Source organism: Ideonella aquatica (assembly GCF_018069755.1).
GTDB classification, from domain to species: Bacteria; Pseudomonadota; Gammaproteobacteria; order Burkholderiales; family Burkholderiaceae_C; genus Ideonella; species Ideonella aquatica.
Genome location: NZ_JAGQDE010000002.1, coordinates 297,690 through 323,215, shown reverse-complemented (window position 1 = coordinate 323,215; position 25,526 = coordinate 297,690). Strand labels below are relative to the sequence as shown.

The following is a 25,526-nucleotide window of genomic DNA, read 5'->3' as shown; positions in this document are numbered from 1 at the left end:
CGCAAACTCCCATGCACGCTCAGGTCCCGTACTGCCAACTCACACAGGCCGTCTGGAGAGCCGTCAGCGTCCGTTCACACAACGGCTGACGCACCGAAGGAGCAAGGCCCGGCCCGCAAGGTCGGCGCTGAATCTCTCAGGTACCAAGGACAGGGGGAGCGGCACATCGGCAGCCTCACCGCTGCGGATGCCATCGCTGCTCATCCTTGAATGGAGACTCTCCCATGCACGTCATCGTGTTGGGTGCCGGCCTGCTCGGCACCACCTCGGCCTACTACCTGCGTCAACTCGGCCACGAGGTCACGGTCGTTGACCGCCAGGCCACGCCCGCCGCGGAAACCAGCTTCGCCAACGGCGGCCAGATCTCGGTCAGCCACGCCGAGCCCTGGGCCAACCCCGGCGCCCCCGCCAAGCTGCTGAAGTGGCTGGGCCAGGAAGACGCGCCGCTGCTCTTCCGCCTGCGCGCCGACATGCGCCAGTGGCTGTGGGGCCTGCAGTTCCTGCGCGAATGCACGCCGGCGCGCACCCGCCACAACATCGAGCAGATCGTGCGCCTGGGCACCTACAGCCGCAGCGAGCTGCAGGCGCTGCGTGCCGAGCGCGGCATCGAGTACGACCAGCGCACCCAGGGCATCCTGCACTTCTACACCAGCCAGAAGGAATTCGACGCCGCCGAGGCCCCCGCGCAGCAGATGCGCGACCTGGGCTGCGACCGCCGCGTCATCAGCGCCGATGAAGCGGTGAAGCTGGAGCCCGCGCTGGCCCACATCCGCCCGCAGCTGGCTGGCGCCACCTACACCGCCGAGGACGAATCCGGCGATGCCAACCGCTTCGCCCGCGAACTGGTCAAGCGCTGCGAGGAAGACGGCGTGCGCTTCCTGATGAGCCACACCGTCACCGCGCTGCGCACCGCCGGTGGCGAGATCGACCACGTCGAAGCCACTGACGCCGAAGGCCGCTTCCAGCGCCTGCGCGCCGACGCCTACGTGCTGGCGATGGGCTCGCTGAGCCCGGTCTATGCGCAGACGCTGGGCCTCTCGCTGCCGATCTACCCGGCCAAGGGCTACTCGGTGACGATGCCGGTCAAGGACGCCAGCAAGGCGCACCAGGTCTCGCTGACCGACGACGAGTTCAAGCTGGTCTTCTCCCGCCTGGGCGACCGCCTGCGCATCGCCGGCACCGCCGAGTTGAACGGCTACGACCGCGACCTCAACCGCGTGCGCTGCGAGGCCATCGTGCGCCGCACCGAGGAGCTGTTCCCCGGCGCCGGCGACACCGAGCAGGCCCAGTTCTGGACCGGCCTGCGCCCGGCCACGCCGTCCAACGTGCCGCTGATCGGCCGCAGCCGCGTGGGCAAGCTGTTCCTCAACACCGGCCACGGCACGCTGGGCTGGACGCATGCCTGCGGCTCGGGCAAGAGCATTGCGCGCATTGTCAGCGGGATGCGGCCGGAGCTGGATTTCGCGTTTCAGCCCGGTGCGTAAAGGACAACCGGCCACTGCAGGCCGACCAGCGCCGGCCCGCAGTGGTTTTGCCGTAGGATCGTTCAATGACTACGGCCGGGTTTTACGACGCGCTCGCACCTGACTACCACCTGTTGTACGGCGACTGGAACGTGGCCATCGATCGGCAAGGCGAGGCCCTGGCCCAGTTGCTCACCAGCGCGGGCGTGCCGCCAGGTTCGGTGATTCTTGACGCAGCGTGTGGCGTCGGAACCCAGACCATAGGGCTGGTCGCTCGAGGCTATCGGCTGCAGGCGTCAGACCTGGCGGCTGGTGCCGTCGAGCGCTTGTCCCAGGAATTGCTGGCTCGCGGCCTCAGCGCAGACCTCCGGGTCGATGACATTCAAACGCTCCAGTCCGTCCAGGCCGGCTCGATGGACGCGGTCATCGCATGCGACAACAGCATCCCGCATCTGTTGTCAGACGAACAGATCCTGTGTGCCCTGCGGGCCTGCTATCGCAGCCTCAGACCGGGCGGCGTCATCGTGCTGTCGGTTCGCGACTACGCAGCGGAGGACCGCAGCAGTCCGTCCGTGAGGCCCTACCGGCTGCACCAGGCGCACGGCGAGCGCTTTTTGGCGGTGCAGGTGTGGGAGTGGGACGGTGATCACTACGGCCTTCGCCTGTACCTGACGAGGGAATCGCCAGACGGCACCTGCCAGACCCAAGTCCTGCTGAGCCGCTACTACGCCATCACGACTGATCGCCTTCTGGCGCTGCTAGAGAGCGCTGGCTTTGTTGACGGCGAGCGACGCGACTCGGTGCTGTTCCAGCCCGTGCTGTGGGCGCGACGGCCGGCGCGTGCCGCACCCACCGAAGCGAACGGCGTCGCCTGAGCATCCGGCATTCCATGCCTACCAGGACCGACGCCATCGGGGATGGGATCACAAGATGTCTCTCATTATTGACATTCGTCTTGAATGAGGAAATCATCTGAGCATGCCCGCCCGCGCCCCTGTCCCCACTGACCCCGCCATCCAGCGCTGCCTGGAACAGCTGGGCCAGCAGTTGCGTGAACGCCGCCAATCGCTGCGCATCGCCGCCGGCAGCGTCGCGGCCGCGGCCCAGATGTCGCGGCAGACGCTGCACCGCATCGAGCACGGCGAGCCCTCGGTCACGATGGGGGCCTACCTCAATGCACTGCGGGCGTTGGGCCTGCGGCTGCAGGTGGCGGATGACGCGCCCCCGGCGCCGCTGGCCGCGTCGGCGGTTGAGACGCTGCGTGTGGCCGACTACCCGCAGCTCCAGCTGCTCGCCTGGCACCGCGCGGGCGAGGTGGTCACCGCCGAGGAGGCGTTGGCGCTGTACGAGCGCAACTGGCGGCATGTGGACCGCGCAGCCCTGACCCCGGCCGAGCGTGATCTGATCCACCGGCTGGCCCAGCGCCATGGCCAGGGGGCGCTGCTTGTTTGAGCGGCCGCACCACCGGCGCATCGCCGCGCTGCTGTCGGCGCTGGATGCCGAGCTGCTGCGCACGCACCATTGCCTGTTTGGCGGCGGCACGCTGATCGCCTTGCTGCATGGTGAATACCGCGAGTCGCGCGATGTGGATTTCCTGGTGTCGGATCTGACCTGCTACCGCGCACTGCGCGGCGTGGTGACGCAGCAGGGAATCGGCGGGCTGTTTCGCACGCCAGTGGCGGCGCTGCGCGAGGTGCGGATGGACCAGTACGGCATCCGCACGCTGATCGAGGTGGAGGCTGTGCCGATCAAATTCGAGATCGTGCTGGAGGCGCGCATCGCGCTGGACGGGCCGATGCCGTCAGCTGCCGTGTGCGGCGTGTCCGCGCTGTCACCGGTGGATCAGGTCGCCGAGAAACTGCTGGCCAACGCCGACCGCTGGGCCGATGACGCGGTGGATGCGCGCGACCTGATTGACCTGGCGATGATGCTGCCCGACGGGCGCATTCCACGCGCGGCACTGGACAAGGCCAGCGGCGCCTATAGCTCGATCGAGGCCGACCTGGACAAGGCCAAGGCGCACATCGAGCGGCCGGGGCGTCTGGCACGCTGCATGACCCATTTGCAGATGACACTGCCGCCGGCGCTGCTGCTGGATCGCATTCGCCGACTCAGGCCGGCACCGCCGTCTCGGCGGCGTGGCGCACCGTGAGCGCTTCTGACCCAGAAGACACCTCGGGCCAAGCCCTGGCCCGAGGGCCAGCCCGAAGGTGCTCAGCGCCGCGCGGCCCTCATCAGTCGATCTTCACGTACTCGTAGTCCACCGGCTGCTGGTTGATGCCCATCCGCGGCGGGGCGATCCAGCTGGCGTACTGGCCGGCCTCGTGGTGGGGCTTCATCAGCGAGTTGATGAAGTCCAGGTCCTCGGCGTTGGGCAGCCACTCGTGCTTGCTGGCCTCCCAGACCTCGGCGCTCATCACTTCGCCCGTGGGGCTGATCTTGTGGCCGGCGAACTCGCCGATGCGGCGGTTGAAGCCCTTGTGCGGCTGGCTGATCTTGAAGCTGATGCCGGCCTTCTCGATGATCTTGTTCCAGCGGTCGATGCCGCCCTGGCAGTCGGCGATGTAGTCGTCGAGCAGGCGGGAGTTGATGGCACGCAGCGCCGGCACGTCTTCCCACACCAGCTCGCCGTTGACGACGCGCTGCACCTTGTAGGTGGCGTCCTGCAGCTGGTGGTCGTCGCCTTCCAGCTTGGCCTCGTTGAAGCGGCCCTTCAGGCCGGTGTTGAAGGCGTCGGCGCCGTTGGAGCTGATCTCGCTGCCGAACAGGTCGCGCGTCACGCTCATGTGGAAGTTGGCCTTGCGCTGCAGCAGCGGCAGGTCGACCACGCCCAGTTTCCGGATGGCCTCGATGTCGTACGGGTCGGTGATGCCGGCCTTGACCATCGCGGCGCAGGTGGCCTCGATCGTGCGGCCCACGCCGGTCTCGCCGACGAACAGGTGGTGCGCTTCTTCGGTGAGCATGAAGCGGCAGCTGCGGCTCAGCGGGTCGAAGCCCGACTCGGCCAGCGCGGCCAGCTGCATCTTGCCGTCGCGGTCGGTGAAGTAGGTGAACATGAAGAAGCTCAGCCAGTCGGGCGTCTTCTCGTTGAAGGCACCCAGGATGCGCGGGTTGTCCTGGTGGCCGCTGCGGCGCTCCAGCAGGGCCTGGGCCTCTTCGCGGCCGTCCTTGCCGAAGTACTTGACCAGCAGGTAGACCATGGCCCACAGGTGGCGGCCCTCTTCCACGTTCACCTGGAACAGGTTGCGCATGTCGTACAGGCTGGGGGCGGTGGCACCCAGCCAGCGCTGCTGCTCGACGCTGGCCGGCTCGGTGTCGCCCTGCACCACGATCAGGCGCTTGAGCAGCGAGCGGTACTCGCCCGGCACTTCCTGCCAGGCCGGCTCGCCCTTGTGCTTGCCGTGCGGGATGGTGCGGCCTTCCACCTTGGGTGCCAGCAGGATGCCCCAGCGGTAGTCGGGCATCTTCACGTAGCCGAACTTGGCCCAGCCGGCCGGGTCCACCCCCACCGCGGTGCGCAGGTAGACCTCGGCGTTCTGGAAGCCCTCGGGGCCCATTTCCTTCCACCAGTCGACGTAGTTGGGCTGCCAGCTCTCCAGCGCGCGCTGCAGCTGGCGGTCGGAGGACAGGTCGACGTTGTTGGGAATGCGGTCGTCGTAGTTGACCTCGACGAAGCGGTCGTTCTGGATCGATTCGCGGTCTTCGACCAGGCTGTCGGTGTTGAGTTGGCTCACAGGGGTCTCCTCGGGGTGTCGGTGGACTGAGGGTTTTCCATGCACTTTGATGCGTTAACCCTCAAGACGTATGCAGTATCATGCGTGTCGTTCGGTCGGCACTTTGCGCTAGATCAGAAAAACAGTGCATCGCGCCGCGGCCGCCCACCGCTGCAGGAGACACCCATGGCCACCTTCGTCGACGACACCGACAACGTCGCGCCGCCCCGCGCCGAGCTGCTCACACTGACCGATGGCAGCTTCGTGCTGCGCTCGCCGCAGGCGCTGGGCCCCTACGCCCGTTGCATTGGTGACTGGCTGGAGAAGTGGGCCAAGGACACGCCCGACGCGCTGGCCGTGGCCGAGCGCGCGCCCAGTGGCGACTGGCGCCAGCTGACCTGGGCGCAGCTGCGTGCCGGTGTGGGCCGGGTGGCGCAGGGTCTGCTGGGTCTGCACCTGCCGGCCGACAAGCCGGTGGTGGTGCTGTCCGACAACTCGGTCGACCACCTGGTGCTGATGCTGGCCTGCATGCACATCGGCCGCCCGGTGTGCACGGTCAGCAGCGCCTACTGCCGCCTGAGCAAGGACTACGTGAAGATCCGCGAGATCCTGCAGATGCTCGACCCCGCGCTGGTCTACGCCAGCGACGCCGCCACCTACGGCCCCGCCATCCGCGCCTGCCTGGACGGCGGCGCGCTCAAAGGCGTGGTGGTGCTGGGCACCGGCGCTGACGAGGTGCCCGGTGCCTTCCCCTGGGACACCCTGGCCAGCCGCCCCGAGGGCCCCGGCGTGATGCAGGCCTTCGCCCGCCTGCTGCCCGACACGGTGGCCAAGTACCTGCTGACCAGCGGCTCCACCGGCCACCCCAAGGTGGCCATCAACACCCACCGCATGCTGTGCGCCAACCAGCAGATGATGGCCCAGACCTGGCGCTTCCTGCGGCGCGAGAAGCCGGTGCTGCTGGACTGGCTGCCCTGGAGCCACACCTTCGGCGGCAACCACAACCTGAACATGGTGCTGTGCCACGGCGGCACGCTCTACATCGACGACGGCCGCCCGGTGCCTGGCGCGATCGAGAAGACGGTGCGCAACCTCAAGGACTGCCAGCCCAACATCCACTTCAACGTGCCCCGCGGCCTGGACATGCTGATGGGGTTCTTCGAGGACGACCTGGCCTTCGCGAAGAAGGTGCTGGCACCGCTGCGCGCCGTGTTCTACGCCGGCGCCGCGCTGCCGCAGGCCAGCTGGCAGCGGCTGCAGGCCATCGCCGCCAAGGTGCGCGAGGAGCCGCTGTGGCTGACCACCTCCTGGGGCTCCACCGAGACCGCGCCGGCCGTCACCAGCGCCCACTTCATGCTGGAGGGCGCCGGCTGCATCGGCCTGCCGCTGCCCGGCACCGAGCTGAAGTTCATCCCCAACGGCGAGAAGCTGGAGCTGCGCGTGCGCGGCGTCAACATCTTCCCCGGCTACCGCGGCCAGCCGCAGCTCAGCGCCGAGGCCTTCGATGAAGAGGGCTACTACAAGATCGGCGACGCCGGCTTCCTGGTCGACCCGGCGCACCCCGAGAAGGGCGTGATGTTCAACGGCCGCGTGGCCGAGGACTTCAAGCTGACCACCGGCACCTGGGTGTCGGTGGGCACGCTGCGGGTGAAGCTGGTCTCCGCGCTGGCCCCGCTGGCCACTGACGCGGTGATCACCGGCCACGACCGCGACGAGATCGGCGCGCTGCTCTTCCTCAGCCCCGCCGGCCAGGCCATGGAGCGCGAGGCGCTGCACGCCAAGGTGCAGGCGGCGCTGCAGGAGCTCAAGCGCGGCGGCGGCTCGTCGCAGTGCCCGGCGCGGGTGCTGCTGATGACCGAGCCGCCCAATGCCGACGCCGGCGAGATCACCGACAAGGGCTACATCAACCAGCGTGCGGTGCTGAGCCGCCGCGCGGTGGAGGTGGCCACGCTGTATGCCGAGACGATCGACGCGCGCGTCGTCGCGCTGGGCCACTGAGAGGACACGCGATGAGCACGCCCAAGGGCCAGTTCCAGGCCTTCAACGACGTCTGGATGCTTGACGGCATCCGCACCCCCTTCGTCGACTACTGCGGCGCGCTGGCCGACGTCAACCCGATCGACCTGGGCATCAAGGTGGCGCGCGAGGTGATCGCGCGCAGCGGCCTGAGCGCCGAGCAGGTGGACTCGGTGCTGGCCGGCAACATGGCGCCGGGCGACTTCGACCAGTTCTACGTGCCACGCCACATCGGCCTGTACGCCGGTGTGCCGCAGCACGTGCCGGCGCTGATGGTGCAGCGCATCTGTGGCACCGGCTTCGAGCTGTTCCGCCAGGCGGGCGAGCAACTGGGCAGCGGCATCGCCAGCCTGGCGCTGCTGGTGGGCACCGAGTCCATGTCGCGCAACCCGGTGATGGCCTTCGACCACCGCCAGGGTTTCAAGCTGGGCGCGCCGGTCAACTTCCGCGACAACCTGTGGGAGATGCTGAAGGACCCGGCCGCCGGCATCACGATGATCCAGACCGCCGAGAACCTGGCCAGGCAGTACGGCATCACGCGCGAGGAGGTGGACGCCTTCGCCTCGGCCTCGTTCGCCAAGGCGGTGGCGGCGCAGGAGAGCGGCTTCCTGGCCGGCGAGATCGTGCCCGTCAGCAGCGAGAAGTTCGAGCTGAGCGGCTACAAGACCCGCGGCATCCGCCTGGCCGGCAAGGCGCCGGTGGCCGACAAGGACACCCACCCGCGCCCGTCCCCGCCCGAGGTGCTGGCCAAGCTGCGCGCCGTGTACGAAGGCGGCGTGCAGACCGGCGGCAACAGCTCCGGCCTGACCGATGGCGCCGCCGCGGCGCTGGTGGCCAATGGCACGGTCAAGGCGGCCTGGGGCCGCCCGGCCCTGGCCCGCGTGGCCGCGGTGGCGGTAGTGGGCGTGCCGCCCGAGACCATGGGCATCGGCCCGGCCCCGGCGATCCAGTTGCTGCTGCAGCGCGCCGGCCTGACGCTGGACGACATCAGCCTGGTCGAGGTCAACGAGGCCCAGGGCGCGCAGACACTGGCTGTGCAGCGCGCGCTGGAGCTGGACGGCGCCAAGCTCAACGTCAACGGCGGCGCGATCGCGCTGGGCCACCCGCTGGCCGCCAGCGGCGTGCGCTTGACCATCACCGCCGCACGCGAACTGCAGCGCCGCGCCGGCCGCTGGGCCGTGGCCTCGGCCTGCATCGGCGGCGGCCAGGGCATTGCGGTGCTGCTGGAGAACGCGGCCTGAGCCGAAGCCCCTTCACAAGTCGGCGAAAACTCAGCTATACTCTTGGGCTCTTGGCGCTTTAGCTCAGCCGGTTAGAGCGACGGAATCATAATCCGCAGGTCCGGGGTTCGAATCCCTGAAGCGCCACCAGAATCCCGGCCCGAAGTGCTTGCACTTCGGGCCGTTTTGTTTTGACCCAGCCTCTGGATCCACACCATGCACCGCTCGGTCCCCTTGTTCTTTGCGGCCGCCCTGGTCGCCGCTGTCCCGGCACAGGCCCAGGTCCAGCGCCTCTTTCCCTACCAGGCCCTGCGCGGCGAGATCGCGTTCGACGCGCCGCCCACAGTGCGCCTGAACGGCCAGACCACCCAGCTGGCGCCCGGCGCACACATCCGCGACGCGCAGAACATGGGCATCGTCTTCGGCGCGCTGGAAGGCAGCAAGGCGGTGGTGAACTACACCGTCGACCAGCTGGGCCAGCCCAAGGAAATCTGGGTGCTGACCGCCGACGAGGCCGCGCGCAAGCCCTGGCCCCGCACCGACGCCGAACGCCAGGCCTGGCAGTTCGATTACGTCGCCCAGACCTGGACCAAGCCATGAGCGGGAAGAAGGTCTACATCCGCACCTTCGGGTGCCAGATGAACGAATACGACTCGGACAAGATGTCCGATGTGCTGCGCGCCGCCGAGGGCTACGAGCCCACCGACAACGTCGAAGAGGCCGACCTGGTGCTGTTCAACACCTGCTCGGTGCGCGAGAAAGCCGCCGAAAAGGTGTTCTCCGACCTGGGCCGCGTCAAGCACCTGAAGAGCAAGGGCGTGCTGATCGGCGTGGGCGGTTGCGTGGCCAGCCAGGAGGGCGCGGCCATCGTCGAGCGTGCGCCCTACGTGGACATCGTCTTCGGCCCGCAGACCCTGCACCGCCTGCCGCAGATGATCGCCGAGCGCCAGCGCGCGCAGCGCCCGCAGGTGGACATCAGCTTCCCCGAGATCGAGAAGTTCGACCACCTGCCGCCGGCCAAGGTGGACGGCGCCAGCGCCTTCGTCTCGATCATGGAGGGCTGCTCGAAGTACTGCACCTACTGCGTGGTGCCCTACACCCGCGGCGACGAGGTCTCGCGCCCCTTTGACGACGTGCTGACCGAAATCGCCGGTCTGGCCGCGCAGGGCGTCAAGGAAGTGACGCTGCTGGGCCAGAACGTCAACGCCTACCGCGGCCGGATGGGTGACACCGCCGAGCTGGCCGACTTCGCGCTGCTGCTGGAGTACGTGGCCGAGATCCCCGGCATTGCACGCATCCGCTACACCACCAGCCACCCCAACGAGTTCAGCCAGCGCCTGATCGACGTCTATGCCAAGGTGCCGCAGCTGGTGAACCACCTGCACCTGCCGGTGCAGCATGGCAGCGACCGCATCCTGATGGCGATGAAGCGAGGCTACACCGCGCTCGAATACAAAAGCACGATCCGCAAGCTCAAGGCCATCCGCCCCGACATCAGCCTGTCCACCGACTTCATCGTCGGCTTCCCCGGCGAGACCGACGAGGACTTCGGCAAGCTGATGAAGCTGGTCGACGATGTCGGCTTCGATGCGTCCTTCAGCTTCATCTACAGCCCGCGCCCCGGCACGCCGGCCGCCGCACTGGCCGACGACACGCCGCATGCGGTGAAGCTGGCGCGGCTGCAGACCCTGCAGGCGCGGCTGGAAGACAACGTGCGGGCGATCAGCGCCGCCCGCGTGGGCACGGTGCAGCGCATCCTGGTCGAGGGCCCGTCGCGCAAGGACCCGAACGAGCTGATGGGGCGCACCGAGTGCAACCGCATCGTCAACTTCGCCGGCCCGGCACGGCTGGTGGGTCAGATGCTCGATGTGAGCATCACCAGCGCGCTGCCGCACTCGCTGCGCGGCGCGGTGGTGGTGGCTGACTCAGTCAGCGCCTGACGAAACCCCGCCACCACAGCGCCAGCGCGGTGGCTGCCACCAGCGCGCCGTAGCTGGCCATGCGGCCGTCGCGACCGAAGGCGATCAGGCCGCCCAGCAAGCTCAGGCCGCCGGCACCGGCGCTCCACAGCCACAGCGGCCGCCAGCCCACGCCGGCCAGCTCACGCCGGAACAGCAGCTTGGCCAGCAGCGTGGTGATCAGGCCCAGGCCCAGGGCCGGTGCGGCGAAATTGAGCAGGTGCCACAGGGCGTCCAGGGGTCCCATCGTCCGTCGTGTGCGGTGCGGGGCGTGTCAATCGGAACTGACTTGACTTCTGTCAAGATGGGACAGACACAGCCCCGCATGGAGGTTGGCGAAAGCGCCAGGGATTTTATAATCCGGAACCATGAGTGTCTTCGCGCTCGGCCTGAACCATCACACCGCCCCGCTGGATATCCGCGGGCGGTTCGCGTTCGCGCCTGAGCAGCTGACGCCGGCGCTGCAGGCGCTGCGCCACCAGCTGCTGCGTGCGGTGCCCGAAGCCGCCATCCTGTCCACCTGCAACCGCACCGAGCTGTACGTGGCCGCAGGCCAGGGCCGTGCCGCCGAGATCGTGCGCCCCACCATCGAGTGGCTGGCCACGCAGGGCGGCATCAGCGGCAGCCAGCTGGTCGACCACACCTACGTGCTCGAGAACAAGGACGCGGCGCGCCACGCCTTCCGCGTGGCCTCGGGCCTGGATTCGATGGTGCTGGGCGAGCCGCAGATCCTGGGCCAGATGAAGCAGGCGGTGCGCGGCGCCGATGAAGCCGGCACGCTGGGCACCACGCTGCACCAGCTGTTCCAGCGCAGCTTCTCGGTGGCCAAGGAGGTGCGCACCAGCACCGAGATCGGCGCCCATTCCATCAGCATGGCCGCCGCCACCGTGCGCCTGGCGGCCCAGCTGTTCGAGGACCTGCGCGAAACCCAGGTGCTGTTCGTGGGTGCTGGCGAGATGATCGAGCTGGTCGCCACGCACTTTGCCGCGCGCGAGCCCAAGGCCATGGCGGTGGCCAACCGCACGCTGGAGCGTGGCGAGAAGCTGGCCAGCCGCTTCGGCGCGCAGGCGCTGCGCCTGGCCGACCTGACCACCCGCCTGCATGAGTTCGACATCGTCGTCTCCTGCACCGCCTCCACGCTGCCGATCATCGGCCTGGGCGCGGTAGAGCGGGCGCTGAAGGCGCGTCGCCGCCGCCCGATGTTCATGGTCGACCTGGCCGTGCCGCGCGACATCGAGCCCGAGGTCTCGCGCCTGGACGACATTTACCTCTACACGGTGGACGACCTCACCGAGGTGGTCAAGACCGCTGGCGAGAAGCGCCAGGCCGCGGTGGAGCAGGCCGAGGCCATCATCGATGCCGGCGTGCAAAGCTTCGCCCACTGGCTGGACCAGCGCGCCAGCGTGCCGCTGATCCAGGCGCTGAACCGCCAGGCCGACGACTGGCGCGCCGCCGAAATCGCCCGCGCCCGCAAGCTGCTGGCCAAGGGCAATGACCTGGACACCGTGCTGGAAGCGCTCAGCCGCGGCCTGACCCAGAAGATGCTGCACGGCGCGCTGGCCGAGCTGCACGCGTCCGAGGGCGAGCAGCGCCACCAGACGGCCGAGGTGCTGTCGCGCTTGTTCCTGCGCACCACCTCGCGCAACCCGGCCGACGAATCCGGCGGCCGTTAGCGGCGCGCGCCTGCTGCGCCGCCCGGGTGGCCACCGCCGCCCGCCCCTGCTCCCACCGGACCCGCCCCCATGAAAGACTCGCTGCGCCAGCAGCTCGACCGCCTCGCGATGCGCCTGGCCGAGCTGGACGCCAACCTGGCCGATCCGGCCGTGGTGGCCGACATGGCCCGCTACCGTCAGCTCGCCCGCGAGCAGGCCGAGGCCGCCGAGGTCACCGGCCTGTGGCGCGCCTTCCAGCAGCGCGAGCGCGACCTGACCGCCGCCCGCGAGATGCAGTCCGAGCCCGAGTTCGCCGAGATGGCCGCCGAGGAGATCACCGGCGCCGAGGCCGACCTGGCGCGCCTGGACGCCGCGCTGCAAACCGCCCTGCTGCCGCGCGACCCCGACGACGCGCGCAACGCCTTCATCGAAATCCGCGCCGGCACCGGCGGCGAGGAATCCGCCCTCTTTGCCGCCGACCTGGCGCGCATGTACCTGCGCTTTGCCGAGACCCAGGGCTGGCGCTGCGAGGTGATGAGCGAGAACGCCTCCGACCTGGGCGGCTACAAGGAGATCGTCATCCGCGTGGAAGGCGACGGCGTCTACGGCCGGCTGCGCTTTGAATCGGGCGGCCACCGCGTGCAGCGCGTACCGGCCACCGAGGCCCAGGGCCGCATCCACACCAGTGCCTGCACGGTGGCGGTGATGCCCGAGCCCGACGAGGCGGCCGAGGTGACGCTCAATCCGTCGGACCTGCGCATCGACACCTTCCGCGCCAGCGGCGCCGGTGGCCAGCACATCAACAAGACCGACTCGGCGATCCGCGTCACCCACCTGCCCACCGGCCTGGTCGCCGAGTGCCAGGACGACCGCAGCCAGCACCGCAACAAGGCCAAGGCGCTGGCCGTGCTGCAGGCCCGTCTGCGCGACAAGGAAGCGCAGGAGCGCGCCGCCGCCGAGGCCGCCACCCGCAAGGCACTGGTCGGCTCGGGCGACCGCAGTGACCGCATCCGCACCTACAACTTCCCGCAGGGCCGCATCACCGACCACCGCATCAACCTGACGCTGTACAAGCTGGGCGCGGTGGTCGACGGCGACCTGGGCGAGCTGATCGCTGCCCTGCAGGCTGCGCGCGCCCAGCAGCAGCTGGCCGCGCTGGAGACCGGGCAGTGAGCCTGAGCGTGGCTCAGGCGCTGCAGGCGGCGCACACCGCCGGCCTGGACCGGGTGGACGCCTTTGCGCTGCTGGGCGCGCTGCTGCGCTGCGAGCGCGGCTGGCTGATCGCCCACGATGATGCGCTGCTGGACGCCGACCAGACGGCACGCTGGGCCGACTGGTGTGGGCGCCGCGCCGCGGGCGAGCCGGTGGCCTACCTGGTGGGCGAGCGCGAGTTCCACGGCCTGCGGCTGGCGGTGTCCCCCGCGGTGCTGATCCCGCGGCCCGACACCGAAGTGCTGGTGGATTGGGCGCTGGAGCGGCTGGCCGCGGCCGCACTGCCCGCGCCGCAGGTGCTGGATCTGGGCACCGGCAGCGGCGCGATCGCGCTGGCGGTCAAGCACCGCCACCCGGCCGCGCAGCTCACCGCGGTCGATGCCAGCCCCACCGCACTGGCCCAGGCCCGCGCCAACGGCGAGCAGTTGGGCCTGGCGGTGGACTGGCGGCTGGGCGATTGGTGGCAGGGCCTGGCAGGGCACCGCTTCGATCTGGTGCTGTCCAACCCGCCCTACATCGCCCAGGACGATCCGCACCTGCAAGCGCTGACGCACGAGCCGCTGTCGGCGCTGGCCTCGGGCTCCGACGGGCTGGACGACATCCGGCGTCTGCTGGCGGGTGCTTCGGCCCACCTCGCTCCGGGCGCCTGGCTGCTGCTGGAGCACGGCTGGGACCAGGCCCCGGCGGTGCGGGCGTTGCTGGACAGCCACGGCTTCAGCCAAGTGCAGTCGCGCCTGGATCTGGCGGGCCACGCGCGCTGCAGCGGCGGCCGCTGGCCCGGTACACCCTGATACCGACGCTCACTTCAAGGCACGGAACAGCAATGTGCCCTGTGCGTTTTTCCGCGCACGCGCTGAACTCATCGGAGTAGCATGGGTCAGACCAAGGAGGTGTGCCATGCGTGCGATCCGCTCCATTCCGGTCTGTCTGGCTCTGCTGGCCGCGCTGTCGTCGGCCCAGGCGGCGCCCACGGGTGACGGTCTGCAACTGACCGAGCCCACCGGCTGGACCTCCTGGCAAACCCATTTGTCCATCGTCACGGTGTCGCCGCCGATGCCCGCCAGCCTGGTGAACGCGCCTGCGCTGGGTGCGGCGCGCGTGTCCTCCGATCTGTTTTTCGATGTCGGCCGCCTGGGCGACGGCGGTGGCTTGCGTGCCACCGGCGCCTTGCTGCTGGGCTCGCGCAGTCTGGCGCTGGGCGCGGGCAGCACCAGCACGCTGTGGCGCAGCGTGGGCCTGCCCGACAACCCGGCCGACGCCGCCGCCACACCCTATGTGGGCGTGGGCTACAGCGCCTGGTGGACCCGGGCCGGCGTGGGTCTGAGTGCCGACCTGGGCCTGATGGCCCAGCGCCCCGGTCAGGGCCTGCGGGCGCTGACCGGCGGCTCCAGCCTGGACAACACGGTGCGGGCGCTGCAGCTTTCGCCGGTGTTCCAGCTGAACCTGTCCTACGCGTTCTGAAGCCCTGCCTGCGTCGTGGGTCGGGGCGATCGCGCGACAATGCGCGCATCGACATCCATTCCCTCGCGGAAGACCAGTAGCCATGAGCGACGTCCAGCAGCGCATCGACCAGATCGTCAAAGGCCACAAGGTGGTCCTGTTCATGAAGGGCACGGCCCAGTTCCCGATGTGCGGCTTTTCCGGCCGCGCGGTGCAGGTCCTGAAGGCCTGCGGCGTGAACGATCCGCACACCGTCAACGTCCTGGAGGACGAGGACATCCGCCAGGGCATCAAGGAATACGCCAACTGGCCGACCATCCCGCAGCTCTACATCAACGGCGAATTCGTCGGCGGCTCGGACATCATGATGGAGATGTACCAGGCGGGTGAGCTGCAGCAGGCGCTGACCGCCTGACGATGAGCGACGCCGGCCGCCCGGCCCGGGTCATCGTCGGCCTCACCGGCGCTTCCGGCGCCGTCTACGGCGTGCGGCTGCTGCAGCGCCTGAAGGCGCTGGGCGCGCAGACCCACCTGGTGTGTACGCCCGCAGGCCTGCTGAATGTCCACCACGAGCTGGGTCTGGACCGCGAGGCGCTGTCGGCGCTGGCGCACCAGAGTCACGGCATCGGCGAGGTCGGGGCCTGCATCGCCAGCGGCAGCTTCACCGTCGATGCCATGGTCATCGCGCCCTGCTCGGTGAAGACGCTGGCTGCGGTGGCCCACGGCTTTGGCGACAACCTGCTGACACGTGCGGCCGATGTCACGCTCAAGGAGCGGCGCCGCCTGGTGATGATGGTGCGTGAGACGCCCTTCAACCTGGCCCACCTGCGCAACATGACCGCCGTCACCGAGATGGGCGGCATCATCTTCCCGCCGCTGCCGGCCTTCTACCACCGGCCGGCCAGCATCGACGAGCTGGTGGCCGACACCGTGGAGCGGGCGATCGAGCTGCTGGCGCTGGGCGTGGCCGCGCCGAAGCGCTGGAACGGGCTCTGATCAGACCGGCAGCAGCCACTGGCGGCGCGCTGCCATCACCATGTCCGGGTACTCGGCGCGGCCCCGGCTGCCGTTGTAGCGGCCCAGCGCAAAGAACAGATCGCCCCGCTCGCGCTCCAGGTAGTGGCGCAGGATCACGCAGCCAAAGCGCAGGTTGACCTGCATGTGGAAGAGCTTGGCCACATCACCGTCGCCAATCAGCCGCGCCCAGAAGGGCATCACCTGGGTGTAGCCGCGCGCACCCGCCACGCTGACCGCGTACTTGCGAAAGCCGCTCTCCACCTGCACCAGGCCCAGCATCAGCGCGGGTTCCAGCGCGGCGCGCTTGCTTTCGTACCACAGCGTATCGAGGAAGTCGGAGCGGGTCTGGAACTCGGCGATGCGGCGCTTCAGGCGATCGGCCGCCTGGCCCTTCCAGCGCAGGTAGGCCAGCCGGTCCTCGATGCGGCTGAACTGCGGCGAGGGCGGCGCCGGGTTGGCAATGGCCGCCGACAGCACGGTGCGCACCGAATCGGCCAGCGGCTCCTCGGCCTGTCGACCGGCGCGGGCCGGGGTGCTCCAGCCACCCAGCAGCCAAGCCGGCGCAGCCAGCAGGGCGCGGCGGGTGGGTCCGGCCGCGTCGCCGTGCGTCATGCGCCCAGCCGCGCCTTCACGGCCGCGGCCACCTCGGCCAGCGGCAGCTTGCTGGCCTCGGCCTCGCGGCGGCCCTGCACCTCGACCTGACCGTCCTTCAGGCCACGGTCGGACAGCACCACACGCTGCGGCACGCCGATCAGCTCCCAGTCGGCGAACATCGCGCCGGGGCGCTCGCCACGGTCATCGAGGATGGCATCGACACCCAGCGCCAGCAGCTCGGCATGCAGCGCATCGGCTGCGGCCTGGACCTCGGCCGAGCGGTCGTAGCCGATCGGGCAGACGGCCACCTGGAAGGGGGCGATGCTGGCCGGCCAGATGATGCCGCGGGCGTCGTGGTTCTGCTCGATCCCCGCGCCCAGGATGCGGGTGACGCCAATGCCGTAGCAGCCCATCTCGAAGGGCTGGGGCTTGCCGTTCTCATCGAGGAACTGCGCCTTCATCGGTTGGCTGTACTTGCCGGTGCCCAGGTAGAACACATGGCCGACTTCAATGCCGCGCTGGATGGCCAGCACGCCCTGGCCATCGGGGCTGGGGTCGCCTTCCACCACGTTGCGGATGTCGGCCACCAGGTCGGGCTCGGGCAGATCGCGGCCCCAGTTGACGCCGGTGATGTGGAAGTCCGCCTCGTTGGCGCCGCAGACCCAGTCGCTCATGGCCGCCACGGTGCGATCGGCCACCACCTTGACCGGCTTCTTCAGGCCGATCGGCCCCAGGTAGCCGGGCTTGCAGCCAAAGTGCTCCTCGATCTCGGTCACGGTCGCGAAACGGAAGGCGTCCTTCAGGCCCGGCAGCTTGCCGACCTTGACCTCGTTCATCGCGTGGTCGCCACGCACGAGCAACAGCCACACCGTGGTCTTCACGATGTCGCCAGCCTCGTTCTTGTCATCGGTGGCGAGCACCAGCGACTTCACGGTCGTCGCCAGCGCAATGCCCAGCAGCGCGGCCACCTCCTCGCAGGTGCTCTTGCCGGGCGTCGGGGTCTTGGCCAGGGCCTGCGTCGGCGCGGCGCGCGTGGCGATCAGCGACACCGCTTCGGCCAGCTCGACGTTGGCGGCGTAGTCGCTGGTGGGGCAGTAGGCGATGGCGTCCTCGCCGGTGTCGGCGATGACCTGGAACTCGTGCGACGCATCGCCGCCGATGGCGCCGGTGTCGGCGGCCACCGCGCGGTACTGCAGGCCGAAGCGGTCAAAGATGCGCTTGTAGGCATCGAACATCAGCTGGTAGCTCTTCAGCGCACCGGCCTTGTCGCGGTCGAAGGAGTAGGCGTCCTTCATCGTGAACTCGCGCCCGCGCATGACGCCAAAGCGCGGCCGGCGCTCGTCACGGAACTTGGTCTGGATGTGATAGAAATTGCGCGGCAGCTGCTTGTAGCTGCGCAGTTCCTGGCGGGCGATGTCGGTGATCACCTCTTCGCTGGTGGGCTGGATGATGAAGTCGCGGTCGTGCCGGTCCTTCACCCGCATCAGCTCGGGGCCGTAGGCCTGGAAGCGGCCGGTTTCCATCCACAGCTCGGCCGGCTGCACCACCGGCATCAGCAGCTCCACCGCGCCAGCGCGGTTCATCTCGTCGCGGATGATGGCCTCGACCTTGCGGATCACCCGCAGGCCCATCGGCATGTAGTTGTAGATGCCAGCGCCCAGGCGCTTGATCATGCCGGCGCGCATCATCAGCTGGTGGCTGACGACCTCGGCGTCGGCGGGGGCTTCCTTGAGCGTGGAGATGAAGAACTGGGAGGCTTTCATGGGCATCGGTGCAATGACCGGCCCCTCGGGAAAGCGAGAACCTGTGCCCGCGTGGCCGCCAGTGCTATATTGATTTCAATTCAAGAATTGGGGTTCGATTATGCTCGACCGGGAAGGCTACAGGCCCAACGTCGGCATCATCCTGCTCAACGCCCGCAACCAGGTGTTCTGGGGCAAGCGCCTGCGCACCCACTCCTGGCAGTTCCCGCAAGGGGGCATCAAGTATGGCGAGTCGCCCGAGCAGGCGATGTTCCGCGAGCTGCACGAGGAAGTCGGCTTGCTGCCCGAGCACGTGCAAATCCTGGCGCGCACCCGCGACTGGCTGCGCTACAACGTGCCCGACCACTTCATCCGCAAGGATGCGCGTGGCCACTACAAGGGCCAGAAGCAGATCTGGTTCCTGCTGCGCCTGATGGGCCGCGACAGTGACATGAACCTGCGCGCCACCGACCACCCCGAGTTCGACGCCTGGCGCTGGAACGAATACTGGGTGCCGCTGGACGTGGTGATCGAGTTCAAGCGCGACGTCTACCAGATGGCGCTGACCGAGCTGGCGCGCTACCTGCCGCGCGTGAACCACCACAACCGCTACCTCAGAGGCGGCATGCGCCACCACGGCCCGCGCCCGCGCGAGGAGCACGAGATGGAGTTGCCGCCAAGGGCGACGCTGGAGCCACCGCCGGAGCAGGCGGCCTGAGCTGCGCTGGGTTGTGGCTGCGGCCCGGCCCTGCGGGCCTTCACGTCCGCTGCGCGGACATGAGCCTGCGCCGCATGCCCTGGTCAGCCGGCAAAGGGTTGTGGCTGCGGCCCGGCCCTGCGGGCCTTCACGTCCGCTGCGCGGACATGAGCCTGCGCCGCAACCCCGGCAACGCCGCGCTGGATTGTGGCTACGGCCCGGCCCTGCGGGCCTTCACGTCCGCTGCGCGGACATGAGCCTGCGCCGCAACCTCGTCCTGGCCTCAGGCCAGCACGAGGTTGTCTCTGTGGATCAGCTCAGGCTCGTTGGCAAAGCCCAGCAGCCCCTCGATCTGCGATGAGGGCTTGCGGGCGATGAGCCGCGCCTCGGTGCTGGCGTAGTTCGACAGGCCGCGGGCGATTTCGGCGCCGGCGGTGTTGCGCACCGCGATCACGTCGCCACGGTGGAATTCGCCTTCCACCTCGATCACGCCGATCGGCAGCAGGCTTTTTCCCTCCTCGCGCAGCTTGATCACCGCGCCATCGTCCACCCGCACCGCGCCGCGCAGTTGCAGGTGGTCGGCCATCCACTGCTTGCGCGCGGCCAGCTTGGGCGTGCCGGCCAGCAGCGCGGTGCCGATGGCTTCACCGGCAGCCAGGCGCAGCAGCGCGTCGGGCTCGCGGCCCCAGGCGATCACGGTGCTGGCGCCGCTGCCGGCAGCGCGCTTGGCGGCCAGGATCTTGGTGATCATGCCGCCGGTGCCCACGCGCGAGCCGGCACCGCCGGCCATCTGCTCCAGCGCCGGGTCGCCGGCCTGGGCGACGTCGACAAAGCGGGCGTCGGGGTTGGAGCGCGGGTCGGCGGTGTACAGGCCGCGCTGGTCGGTCAGGATCACCAGCGCGTCGGCCTCGACCAGGTTGGCCACCAGCGCGCCGAGGGTGTCGTTGTCGCCGAACTTGATCTCGTCGTTGACGACGGTGTCGTTCTCGTTGATGACCGGGATGACCTTCAGGCCCAGCAGCGTCAGCAGCGTCGAGCGGGCGTTCAGGTAGCGCTCGCGGTCGGCCAGGTCGGCGTGGGTGAGCAGCACCTGGGCGCTGCCCATGCCATGCTCGCTGAGCAGGCGCTCGTACATCTGCACCAGGCCCATCTGGCCCACGGCCGCCGCGGCCTGCAGCTCGTGCAGTTCCTTGGGCCGGGTGCGCCAGCCCAGGCGCTTCATGCCCTCGGCGATCGCACCCGACGAGACCATCACCACCTCGCGGCCCTGGTGCGCCAGCGCCGCCAGCTGGCGGCACCAGTTGCCGATGGCCTCGGCGTCGACGCCCTTGCCCTCGTTGGTGACCAGGCTGGAGCCAACCTTGACGACGATGCGCCGGGCGTTCTTCAGGGGACCTTCGCTCATCGGCGCATCACTCGTCGGTCGGAGGATCGAAGCGGGGGTCGCGCTCGGGCGCGGGAATGACCTTCTCGGTCTTGCCACGGCCCTTGGGGCCGGGCTTGGTCAGGCTGCCGCCGGTGCGCACACCGGCCGTCACCTTGCGGGTGCGCTGGGCGGGGCTGGGCGCGTCGTCATCGCGCGTGGCAAAGCGCGGGTCCGGCGCCTCGACGATCTTCTGCTGGTCCTTGGCCACCTCGTCCCAAATGGCGTGGATCAGCGGCTGCAGGCCGTCGCGCGTGAGCGCCGAGATCTGGAACACCGGCCCCTTCCACTTGAAGCGCTTGACGAAGTCCTTGACCTTCGCGGCACGCTCGGCCTCGGGGACCATGTCGAGCTTGTTCAGCACCAGCCAGCGCGGCTTGGACATCAGCGGCACGCCATGGTGCGGCAGCGGCGCGGGCTCGTCGGATTCCTCGGGCAGCTCGTCCGCAACCTCGTCCTCACCCTCGTCCCAATCCTCGTCGTCGGGGTCGGGCATCGGCGCCTGGGCGCGGCGGCGCGGGCGCTTCGGGCCTTCCTCGTCGTACTTGCGCAGTTCCTCGACGATGGCCTTGGCCTGAGCCACCGGATCCACCGTGTCATCAAAGGGCGCCATGTCCACCACATGCAGCAGCAGCCGGGTGCGCTGCAGATGGCGCAGGAACAGGTGGCCCAGGCCGGCACCTTCCGAGGCGCCCTCGATCAGGCCCGGGATGTCGGCGATGACGAAGCTCTTCTCGGGCCCCACGCGCACCACGCCCAGGTTGGGGTGCAGTGTGGTGAAGGGGTAGTCGGCGATCTTGGGGCGGGCGTTGGAGACACCGGCGATCAGCGTGGACTTGCCGGCGTTGGGCATGCCCAGCAAGCCCACGTCGGCCAGCACGCGCAGCTCGAGCTTCAGGTTGAAGCGCTCGCCCGGCCAGCCCGGCGTGGACTGGCGCGGCGCGCGGTTGGTGCTGCTCTTGTAGTGCAGGTTGCCGAAGCCGCCGTCGCCGCCCTTGGCCAGCAGCACCGGCACGTCGGGCTCGATCAGCTCGGCCAACACCTGGCCGGTGGCGGTGTCGGTGATGATCGTGCCCACCGGCATGCGCAGCACCACGTCCTGGGCGGCGGCGCCAAAGCAGTCGGCGCCGCGGCCGGATTCGCCGTTCTTCGCCTCATGGCGGCGGGCGTAGCGGTAATCAATCAGCGTGTTGAGGTTGCGGTCGGCCACGGCATAGACGCTGCCGCCCTTGCCGCCGTCGCCGCCGTCCGGGCCGCCGAAAGGGATGAACTTCTCGCGCCGGAAGCTCACGCAGCCGGCGCCGCCGTTGCCGGCGGCGATATCGATGGTGGCTTCGTCGACGAATTTCATGGTGGATGCAGATGGTACCGGGCGGCGCCTGGGGCGGGCCCGAAAACGACGAAGCCCCGGCGAGCCGGGGCTTGGCAGCGGCCGCCCGCAGGCGGCGGGGGGCTGCTTACAGCGGGGTGACGCTGACGGTGTGACGGTTGCGCTCGCCCTTGACGGCGAACGACACGGTGCCATCGACCAGCGCGAACAGCGTGTGGTCACGGCCCATGCCGACATTGGTGCCGGCGTGGAACTTGGTGCCGCGCTGGCGCACGATGATGGAACCGGCCGAGATGGCCTGGCCACCGTAGGCCTTCACGCCGAGCATCTTCGGCTGGGAGTCACGGCCGTTCCGGGTGGAACCGCCGCCTTTTTTCTGTGCCATGGTTCAGTGCTCCTGGATGGTGCCGATCAGGCGGTGATGCCGGTGATCGACAGCTCGGTGAAGTTCTGGCGGTGACCGCCGTGCTTCTGGTAGTGCTTGCGGCGACGCATCTTGAAGATGCGGACCTTGTCATGACGACCATGCGCCACGACGGTGGCCTTCACACTGGCACCGCTCACCAGAGGAGCACCGACCGTCAGATCTGCGCCGTTGCCCACGGCCAGCACCTGATCGATCACCACTTCCTGGCCAACGTCCGCAGCAATCTGTTCTACCTTGATCTTCTCGCCGACGGCAACTTTGTATTGCTTGCCACCGGTTTTTACGACCGCGTACATAAGGACCCTTTGCAAAAGTGCACGCCAGACCCGGCCAGTGACGGCCGCGCAAGGCGAATTCCCCCGAACCATTCGGGCGAAGCCGGGCATTCTAGCACGTCGCGTCGCCCCTTGCCAGTGGCTTGGTCAGACCTGGCCGGCGGCCGGCGCGCCGGCCAGGCTCAGGCCTTCCTATAATCTGCGACTTTTGTCTCGTCGACGCCGTACCTTGAACGCCAGCCCACCGTTGCCCGACACCGACGCCCGCGCGGCCAACGCACCGGCGTCCGCCCCGGCCGACCCGATGGCCGCGGCCATGGCGCGCGTGGACGAGGTGATCCGCCAGCGCCTGTCCTCGGACGTGGCGCTGATCGAGCAGATCTCGCACTACATCATCGGCGCCGGCGGCAAGCGCATCCGACCGCGCCTGGTGCTGCTGTTCGCCCAGGGCCTGGGCTACGAAGGCCCGCAGGCCGACGAGTTGGCGGCCACGGTGGAGTTCATCCACACCGCCACGCTGCTGCACGACGATGTGGTCGACGAGTCCTCGCTGCGCCGCGGCCGCCAGACCGCCAACGCCATGTTCGGCAACGCCGCCAGCGTGCTGGTGGGCGATTTCCTGTACTCGCGCGCCTTTCAAATGATGGTCTCGGTCAACCGCATGCGGGTGCTGGAGGTGCTGGCCGACGCCACCAACGTGATCGCCGAGGGCGAGGTGCTGCAGTTGATGAACATGCACGACCCCGACACCACGGTCGAGGACTACCTGCGCGTCATCCGCTTCAAGACCGCCAAGCTCTTTGAGGCCAGCGCCCGCCTGGGCGCGGTGATCGCCAACGCCGATCCGGCGATCGAGGAGGCCTGTGCCGACTACGGCCGCGCGCTGGGCACCGCCTTCCAGCTGGTCGATGACCTGCTCGACTACGAGGGCGACCGCGAAGCCCTGGGCAAGAACGTGGGCGATGACCTGCGCGAAGGCAAGCCCACGCTGCCGCTGCTGTTTGCAATGGACCACGGCACCGAGACCCAACGCCAGCTGATCCGCCACGCCATCGAGCACGGCGAGGTCGAGCGCCTGCCCGAGATCATCGCCATCGTGCGTGCCACCGGGGCGATCGAGGCCACGCGCCAAGCCGCGCGCGATGAGGCCGAACGGGCCCGCGAGCGATTGTCGGCACTGCCGGCTTCAGAAGCCAAAAATCTTCTGCTAGAATTAGCGGCTCGATCGGTTGAGCGCTCTTTCTGAGCCGCACCAAGACCAGTTCGACATCGGGGTGTAGCTTAGCCTGGTAGAGCGCTACGTTCGGGACGTAGAGGCCGGAGGTTCGAATCCTCTCACCCCGACCAGGATGTTCCTTGAAGCCTCGGCCCACCGCCGGGGCTTCTTCGTTTGCGGGGCTTCGTCGTTCAGGGGGCTTCGTCGTTTCTGCCCCACCCTCGGCCCCGCGTCGACGGGCAAATGGCATCAGCGGACCGTGCGCGCCGGAGCGGCGGCCACGGACCGCGGTACGATCAGGCGTTTGCAAGCCCGGCCGGGCCTTGCCAGGCATCGCCATGGCAGGAATCCGGCACCGACACCCTTCCTGACCAGCGTCCGTGGACACCATCGCCGAAGCCCCGTCCCCAGCCCTTTCGGGCGTTGCCCGCGTGCTGGTGCACGGCGGCAAGCTGTCGGCCAAGGCGGCCGAGGACCTGGTGCTGGCGGCCAAGGAAAAGCGGCAGAGCTTTGTCGAGGCCCTGGTCAGCTCGGGCGCCATGTCGGCACAGGCGCTGGCCCATGCGCTGTCGTCGGCGCTGTCGGTGCCGCTGCTCGACCTGGACGCAGTCGACATCCCGCGCCTGCCGGCCAACCTGATCGACGCCAAGCTGGTCACCCAGTACAAGGTGCTGCCGCTGGGGCGCCGCGCCAGCCGCCTGTTCCTGGCCTGCTCCGACCCCACCGACCAGGAAGCCGGCGAGCGGATCAAGTTCGCCACCCAACTCACCCCCGAGTGGGTGCTGGTCGAGCACGACAAGCTGGGCCGCATCGTCGATGCGCAATCAGCCAGCGCCTCCCAGGTCATCGAGAACATGGCCGGTGGCGACTTCGACTTCGAGGTCAACGACGACGAGCCGCAGCAAGCCAGCACCCAGGAGGTGGTGGCCGAGGTCGAGGACGCGCCGGTCGTGCGCTTCCTGCAGAAGATGCTGATCGACGCGATCAACCTGCGCGCCTCCGACCTGCACTTCGAGCCCTACGAGTACAACTACCGGGTGCGCTTCCGCATCGACGGCGAACTGCGTGAGATCACCCAGCCGCCGATCGCCATCAAGGACAAGCTGGCCTCGCGCATCAAGGTGATCTCGCGGCTGGACATCGCCGAGAAGCGGGTGCCGCAGGACGGTCGCATGAAGCTGCGCTTCGGCAACCGCTCGATCGATTTCCGCGTCAGCACCCTGCCCACGCTGTTCGGCGAGAAGATCGTCATCCGTATCCTCGACTCCTCCAGCGCCAAGCTGGGCATCGAGGCGCTGGGCTACGAGCCCGACGAGAAAAGCCGGCTGCTCGAGGCGATCAAGCGCCCCTACGGCATGGTGCTGGTCACCGGCCCCACCGGCTCAGGCAAGACGGTGTCGCTCTACACCTGCCTGAACCTGCTGAACCAGCCGGGCGTCAATATCTCCACCGTGGAAGACCCGGCCGAAATCAACCTGCCGGGCATCAACCAGGTCAATGTCAATGACAAGGCCGGGCTGAACTTCGCCACCGCGCTGAAGGCCTTCCTGCGCCAGGATCCGGACATCATCATGGTCGGCGAAATCCGCGACCTGGAAACCGCCGACATCGCCATCAAGGCCGCCCAGACCGGCCACCTGGTGCTGTCCACGCTGCACACGAATGACGCGCCCTCCACGCTGACCCGCTTGCTGAACATGGGCGTGGCGCCTTTCAACATCGCTGCCAGCGTGCTGCTGATCACTGCCCAGCGCCTGGTGCGCCGTTTGTGCGAGAACTGCAAGACCCCGGTCGACTATCCGCGCGAGGCCATGCTGGATGCCGGCTTCACGGACGCCGACCTGGAAGGCGGATGGCGCCCCTACCGCGCGGTGGGCTGCGGCAGTTGCAACAACGGCTACCGCGGCCGGGTAGGCATCTACCAGGCGATGCCGATCTCCGACGAGATCCAGCAGCTGATCCTGAACCAGGGCTCGTCCACCGACCTGGCCAACCAGGCCCGCCGCGAAGGCGTGCGTGACCTGCGCCAGTCGGGCCTGGTCAAGGTGAAGCTGGGCGTCACGACCCTCGAGGAAGTGATCGCCTCGACCAACGAATAATCCGACCGACACACGAGACCGCCGGAGGCGAG

The 25,526-nt window shown here is 68.9% G+C and carries 25 protein-coding genes, 2 tRNA genes and 1 riboswitch; of the genes, 19 read left to right on the top strand and 8 right to left on the bottom strand.

The window, feature by feature from the left end:
* Positions 1-42 precede the first annotated feature (42 nt).
* Positions 43-163: riboswitch (glycine riboswitch) on the top strand.
* Positions 164-206: 43 nt separating this feature from the next.
* The 4 genes from KAK06_RS03680 (at position 207) to KAK06_RS03665 (ending at position 3,615) form a co-directional block, all read left to right on the top strand.
* Positions 207-1,484 carry a D-amino acid dehydrogenase gene (locus KAK06_RS03680; RefSeq protein ID WP_510604441.1) on the top strand — a complete coding sequence of 426 codons (1,278 nt, stop codon included), beginning with the start codon at positions 207-209 and terminating at the stop codon, positions 1,482-1,484.
* Positions 1,485-1,549: 65 nt separating this feature from the next.
* Positions 1,550-2,338, top strand: a complete 789-nt coding sequence (locus tag KAK06_RS03675) for a class I SAM-dependent methyltransferase (protein ID WP_210800468.1) — start codon at positions 1,550-1,552, stop codon at positions 2,336-2,338.
* A 103-nt stretch (positions 2,339-2,441) separates the two neighbouring features.
* The gene (locus KAK06_RS03670) at positions 2,442-2,915 is read left to right on the top strand and encodes a helix-turn-helix domain-containing protein (RefSeq protein ID WP_210800466.1); all 474 of its coding nucleotides are present in this window, start codon (positions 2,442-2,444) and stop codon (positions 2,913-2,915) included.
* Positions 2,908-3,615 carry a nucleotidyl transferase AbiEii/AbiGii toxin family protein gene (locus KAK06_RS03665; RefSeq protein WP_210800465.1) on the top strand — a complete coding sequence of 236 codons (708 nt, stop codon included), beginning with the start codon at positions 2,908-2,910 and terminating at the stop codon, positions 3,613-3,615. Before KAK06_RS03670 ends, KAK06_RS03665 begins: the two co-directional genes overlap by 8 nt.
* An 82-nt stretch (positions 3,616-3,697) precedes the next feature.
* Here KAK06_RS03665 and boxB read toward each other — a convergent pair whose 3' ends face one another.
* A complete protein-coding gene (gene boxB, locus KAK06_RS03660) occupies positions 3,698-5,152 on the bottom strand; it encodes a benzoyl-CoA 2,3-epoxidase subunit BoxB (RefSeq protein ID WP_210800679.1) in 1,455 nt (484 codons plus the stop codon).
* Between the two features lie 210 nt (positions 5,153-5,362).
* Here boxB and KAK06_RS03655 point away from each other — a divergent pair, with 210 nt between their 5' ends.
* The 5 genes from KAK06_RS03655 (at position 5,363) to miaB (ending at position 10,352) form a co-directional block, all read left to right on the top strand.
* Positions 5,363-7,174, top strand: a complete 1,812-nt coding sequence (locus KAK06_RS03655) for a feruloyl-CoA synthase (RefSeq protein ID WP_210800460.1) — start codon at positions 5,363-5,365, stop codon at positions 7,172-7,174.
* A gap of 11 nt (positions 7,175-7,185) precedes the next feature.
* Positions 7,186-8,433, top strand: a complete 1,248-nt coding sequence (locus KAK06_RS03650) for a thiolase family protein (RefSeq protein WP_210800458.1) — start codon at positions 7,186-7,188, stop codon at positions 8,431-8,433.
* 52 nt (positions 8,434-8,485) lie between these two features.
* Positions 8,486-8,562 (top strand) — tRNA-Met (locus KAK06_RS03645).
* Between the two features lie 66 nt (positions 8,563-8,628).
* Positions 8,629-9,012 carry a hypothetical protein gene (locus tag KAK06_RS03640; protein ID WP_210800457.1) on the top strand — a complete coding sequence of 128 codons (384 nt, stop codon included), beginning with the start codon at positions 8,629-8,631 and terminating at the stop codon, positions 9,010-9,012.
* Positions 9,009-10,352 (top strand): tRNA (N6-isopentenyl adenosine(37)-C2)-methylthiotransferase MiaB, encoded by a 1,344-nt coding sequence (gene miaB / locus KAK06_RS03635; protein WP_210800451.1) that lies wholly within the window; start codon positions 9,009-9,011, stop codon positions 10,350-10,352. The genes KAK06_RS03640 and miaB overlap by 4 nt, the downstream gene beginning before the upstream one ends.
* On the opposite strand, the gene KAK06_RS03630 is transcribed toward miaB, so the two are convergent.
* Complete coding sequence (locus tag KAK06_RS03630; RefSeq protein ID WP_210800449.1) at positions 10,342-10,617, bottom strand: hypothetical protein; 276 nt, start codon at positions 10,615-10,617, stop codon at positions 10,342-10,344. The genes miaB and KAK06_RS03630 overlap by 11 nt on opposite strands.
* A gap of 121 nt (positions 10,618-10,738) precedes the next feature.
* On the opposite strand from KAK06_RS03630, the gene hemA reads away from it, so the two are divergent.
* From hemA to KAK06_RS03600, 6 genes are all read left to right on the top strand, one after another.
* A complete protein-coding gene (gene hemA / locus KAK06_RS03625; RefSeq protein ID WP_210800447.1) occupies positions 10,739-12,043 on the top strand; it encodes a glutamyl-tRNA reductase in 1,305 nt (434 codons plus the stop codon).
* A 69-nt stretch (positions 12,044-12,112) separates the two neighbouring features.
* Positions 12,113-13,195 carry a peptide chain release factor 1 gene (gene prfA, locus KAK06_RS03620; protein ID WP_210800446.1) on the top strand — a complete coding sequence of 361 codons (1,083 nt, stop codon included), beginning with the start codon at positions 12,113-12,115 and terminating at the stop codon, positions 13,193-13,195.
* Positions 13,192-14,025 carry a peptide chain release factor N(5)-glutamine methyltransferase gene (gene prmC, locus KAK06_RS03615; RefSeq protein WP_210800444.1) on the top strand — a complete coding sequence of 278 codons (834 nt, stop codon included), beginning with the start codon at positions 13,192-13,194 and terminating at the stop codon, positions 14,023-14,025. Before prfA ends, prmC begins: the two co-directional genes overlap by 4 nt.
* Positions 14,026-14,131: 106 nt before the next feature.
* Positions 14,132-14,695, top strand: coding sequence for a hypothetical protein (locus KAK06_RS03610; protein ID WP_210800443.1), 564 nt, complete (start codon positions 14,132-14,134; stop codon positions 14,693-14,695).
* A gap of 82 nt (positions 14,696-14,777) precedes the next feature.
* Complete coding sequence (gene grxD / locus KAK06_RS03605) at positions 14,778-15,089, top strand: Grx4 family monothiol glutaredoxin (RefSeq protein WP_210800442.1); 312 nt, start codon at positions 14,778-14,780, stop codon at positions 15,087-15,089.
* Positions 15,090-15,091: 2 nt separating this feature from the next.
* The gene (locus tag KAK06_RS03600; protein ID WP_210800441.1) at positions 15,092-15,670 is read left to right on the top strand and encodes a UbiX family flavin prenyltransferase; all 579 of its coding nucleotides are present in this window, start codon (positions 15,092-15,094) and stop codon (positions 15,668-15,670) included.
* On the opposite strand, the gene KAK06_RS03595 is transcribed toward KAK06_RS03600, so the two are convergent.
* Positions 15,671-16,303: a lytic transglycosylase domain-containing protein gene (locus tag KAK06_RS03595; RefSeq protein ID WP_210800439.1), complete on the bottom strand. Its 633-nt coding sequence runs from the start codon at positions 16,301-16,303 to the stop codon at positions 15,671-15,673.
* Entirely contained in the window at positions 16,300-18,048 is a 1,749-nt protein-coding gene (locus KAK06_RS03590) for a proline--tRNA ligase (protein ID WP_210800432.1), read from the bottom strand. Before KAK06_RS03590 ends, KAK06_RS03595 begins: the two co-directional genes overlap by 4 nt.
* 100 nt (positions 18,049-18,148) lie before the next feature.
* On the opposite strand from KAK06_RS03590, the gene KAK06_RS03585 reads away from it, so the two are divergent.
* Entirely contained in the window at positions 18,149-18,745 is a 597-nt protein-coding gene (locus KAK06_RS03585) for an RNA pyrophosphohydrolase (RefSeq protein WP_210800431.1), read from the top strand.
* 262 nt (positions 18,746-19,007) lie between these two features.
* Here the strand turns inward: KAK06_RS03585 and proB are convergent, their stop codons facing one another.
* The 4 genes from proB to rplU all read right to left on the bottom strand — a co-directional run bounded on the left by proB (position 19,008) and on the right by rplU (position 22,200).
* Entirely contained in the window at positions 19,008-20,129 is a 1,122-nt protein-coding gene (gene proB, locus KAK06_RS03580; RefSeq protein ID WP_210800429.1) for a glutamate 5-kinase, read from the bottom strand.
* A 7-nt stretch (positions 20,130-20,136) separates the two neighbouring features.
* Entirely contained in the window at positions 20,137-21,498 is a 1,362-nt protein-coding gene (gene cgtA, locus KAK06_RS24015; protein ID WP_247652616.1) for an Obg family GTPase CgtA, read from the bottom strand.
* Between the two features lie 106 nt (positions 21,499-21,604).
* On the bottom strand, positions 21,605-21,862 hold the full coding sequence (gene rpmA, locus KAK06_RS03565) for a 50S ribosomal protein L27 (protein ID WP_210800428.1): 258 nt from the start codon (positions 21,860-21,862) through the stop codon (positions 21,605-21,607).
* A 26-nt stretch (positions 21,863-21,888) separates the two neighbouring features.
* Positions 21,889-22,200 carry a 50S ribosomal protein L21 gene (rplU, locus tag KAK06_RS03560; protein ID WP_210800427.1) on the bottom strand — a complete coding sequence of 104 codons (312 nt, stop codon included), beginning with the start codon at positions 22,198-22,200 and terminating at the stop codon, positions 21,889-21,891.
* Between the two features lie 283 nt (positions 22,201-22,483).
* On the opposite strand from rplU, the gene ispB reads away from it, so the two are divergent.
* The 3 genes from ispB (at position 22,484) to pilB (ending at position 25,494) form a co-directional block, all read left to right on the top strand.
* Positions 22,484-23,425 (top strand): octaprenyl diphosphate synthase, encoded by a 942-nt coding sequence (ispB, locus tag KAK06_RS03555; protein ID WP_210800678.1) that lies wholly within the window; start codon positions 22,484-22,486, stop codon positions 23,423-23,425.
* Between the two features lie 24 nt (positions 23,426-23,449).
* Positions 23,450-23,526, top strand: a tRNA-Pro gene (locus KAK06_RS03550).
* A gap of 249 nt (positions 23,527-23,775) precedes the next feature.
* Positions 23,776-25,494 (top strand): type IV-A pilus assembly ATPase PilB, encoded by a 1,719-nt coding sequence (gene pilB / locus KAK06_RS03545; RefSeq protein ID WP_210800425.1) that lies wholly within the window; start codon positions 23,776-23,778, stop codon positions 25,492-25,494.
* Positions 25,495-25,526 lie beyond the last annotated feature (32 nt).

Excerpts from the sequence above, each read along its gene's own strand:
- prfA (WP_210800446.1), top strand. The coding sequence starts at position 12,113 with ATGAAAGACTCGCTGCGCCAGCAGCTCGACCGCCTCGCGATGCGCCTG.
- hemA (WP_210800447.1), top strand. The coding sequence starts at position 10,739 with ATGAGTGTCTTCGCGCTCGGCCTGAACCATCACACCGCCCCGCTGGAT.
- KAK06_RS03640 (WP_210800457.1), top strand. The coding sequence starts at position 8,629 with ATGCACCGCTCGGTCCCCTTGTTCTTTGCGGCCGCCCTGGTCGCCGCT.
- KAK06_RS03630 (WP_210800449.1), bottom strand. The coding sequence starts at position 10,617 with ATGGGACCCCTGGACGCCCTGTGGCACCTGCTCAATTTCGCCGCACCG.
- KAK06_RS03675 (WP_210800468.1), top strand. The coding sequence starts at position 1,550 with ATGACTACGGCCGGGTTTTACGACGCGCTCGCACCTGACTACCACCTG.
- KAK06_RS03595 (WP_210800439.1), bottom strand. The coding sequence starts at position 16,303 with ATGACGCACGGCGACGCGGCCGGACCCACCCGCCGCGCCCTGCTGGCT.
- grxD (WP_210800442.1), top strand. The coding sequence starts at position 14,778 with ATGAGCGACGTCCAGCAGCGCATCGACCAGATCGTCAAAGGCCACAAG.
- KAK06_RS03655 (WP_210800460.1), top strand. The coding sequence starts at position 5,363 with ATGGCCACCTTCGTCGACGACACCGACAACGTCGCGCCGCCCCGCGCC.
- proB (WP_210800429.1), bottom strand. The coding sequence starts at position 20,129 with ATGAGCGAAGGTCCCCTGAAGAACGCCCGGCGCATCGTCGTCAAGGTT.
- KAK06_RS03600 (WP_210800441.1), top strand. The coding sequence starts at position 15,092 with ATGAGCGACGCCGGCCGCCCGGCCCGGGTCATCGTCGGCCTCACCGGC.
- KAK06_RS03585 (WP_210800431.1), top strand. The coding sequence starts at position 18,149 with ATGCTCGACCGGGAAGGCTACAGGCCCAACGTCGGCATCATCCTGCTC.
- cgtA (WP_247652616.1), bottom strand. The coding sequence starts at position 21,498 with ATGAAATTCGTCGACGAAGCCACCATCGATATCGCCGCCGGCAACGGC.
- KAK06_RS03590 (WP_210800432.1), bottom strand. The coding sequence starts at position 18,048 with ATGAAAGCCTCCCAGTTCTTCATCTCCACGCTCAAGGAAGCCCCCGCC.
- ispB (WP_210800678.1), top strand. The coding sequence starts at position 22,484 with ATGGCCGCGGCCATGGCGCGCGTGGACGAGGTGATCCGCCAGCGCCTG.
- miaB (WP_210800451.1), top strand. The coding sequence starts at position 9,009 with ATGAGCGGGAAGAAGGTCTACATCCGCACCTTCGGGTGCCAGATGAAC.
- KAK06_RS03670 (WP_210800466.1), top strand. The coding sequence starts at position 2,442 with ATGCCCGCCCGCGCCCCTGTCCCCACTGACCCCGCCATCCAGCGCTGC.
- rpmA (WP_210800428.1), bottom strand. The coding sequence starts at position 21,862 with ATGGCACAGAAAAAAGGCGGCGGTTCCACCCGGAACGGCCGTGACTCC.
- KAK06_RS03610 (WP_210800443.1), top strand. The coding sequence starts at position 14,132 with ATGCGTGCGATCCGCTCCATTCCGGTCTGTCTGGCTCTGCTGGCCGCG.
- KAK06_RS03650 (WP_210800458.1), top strand. The coding sequence starts at position 7,186 with ATGAGCACGCCCAAGGGCCAGTTCCAGGCCTTCAACGACGTCTGGATG.
- rplU (WP_210800427.1), bottom strand. The coding sequence starts at position 22,200 with ATGTACGCGGTCGTAAAAACCGGTGGCAAGCAATACAAAGTTGCCGTC.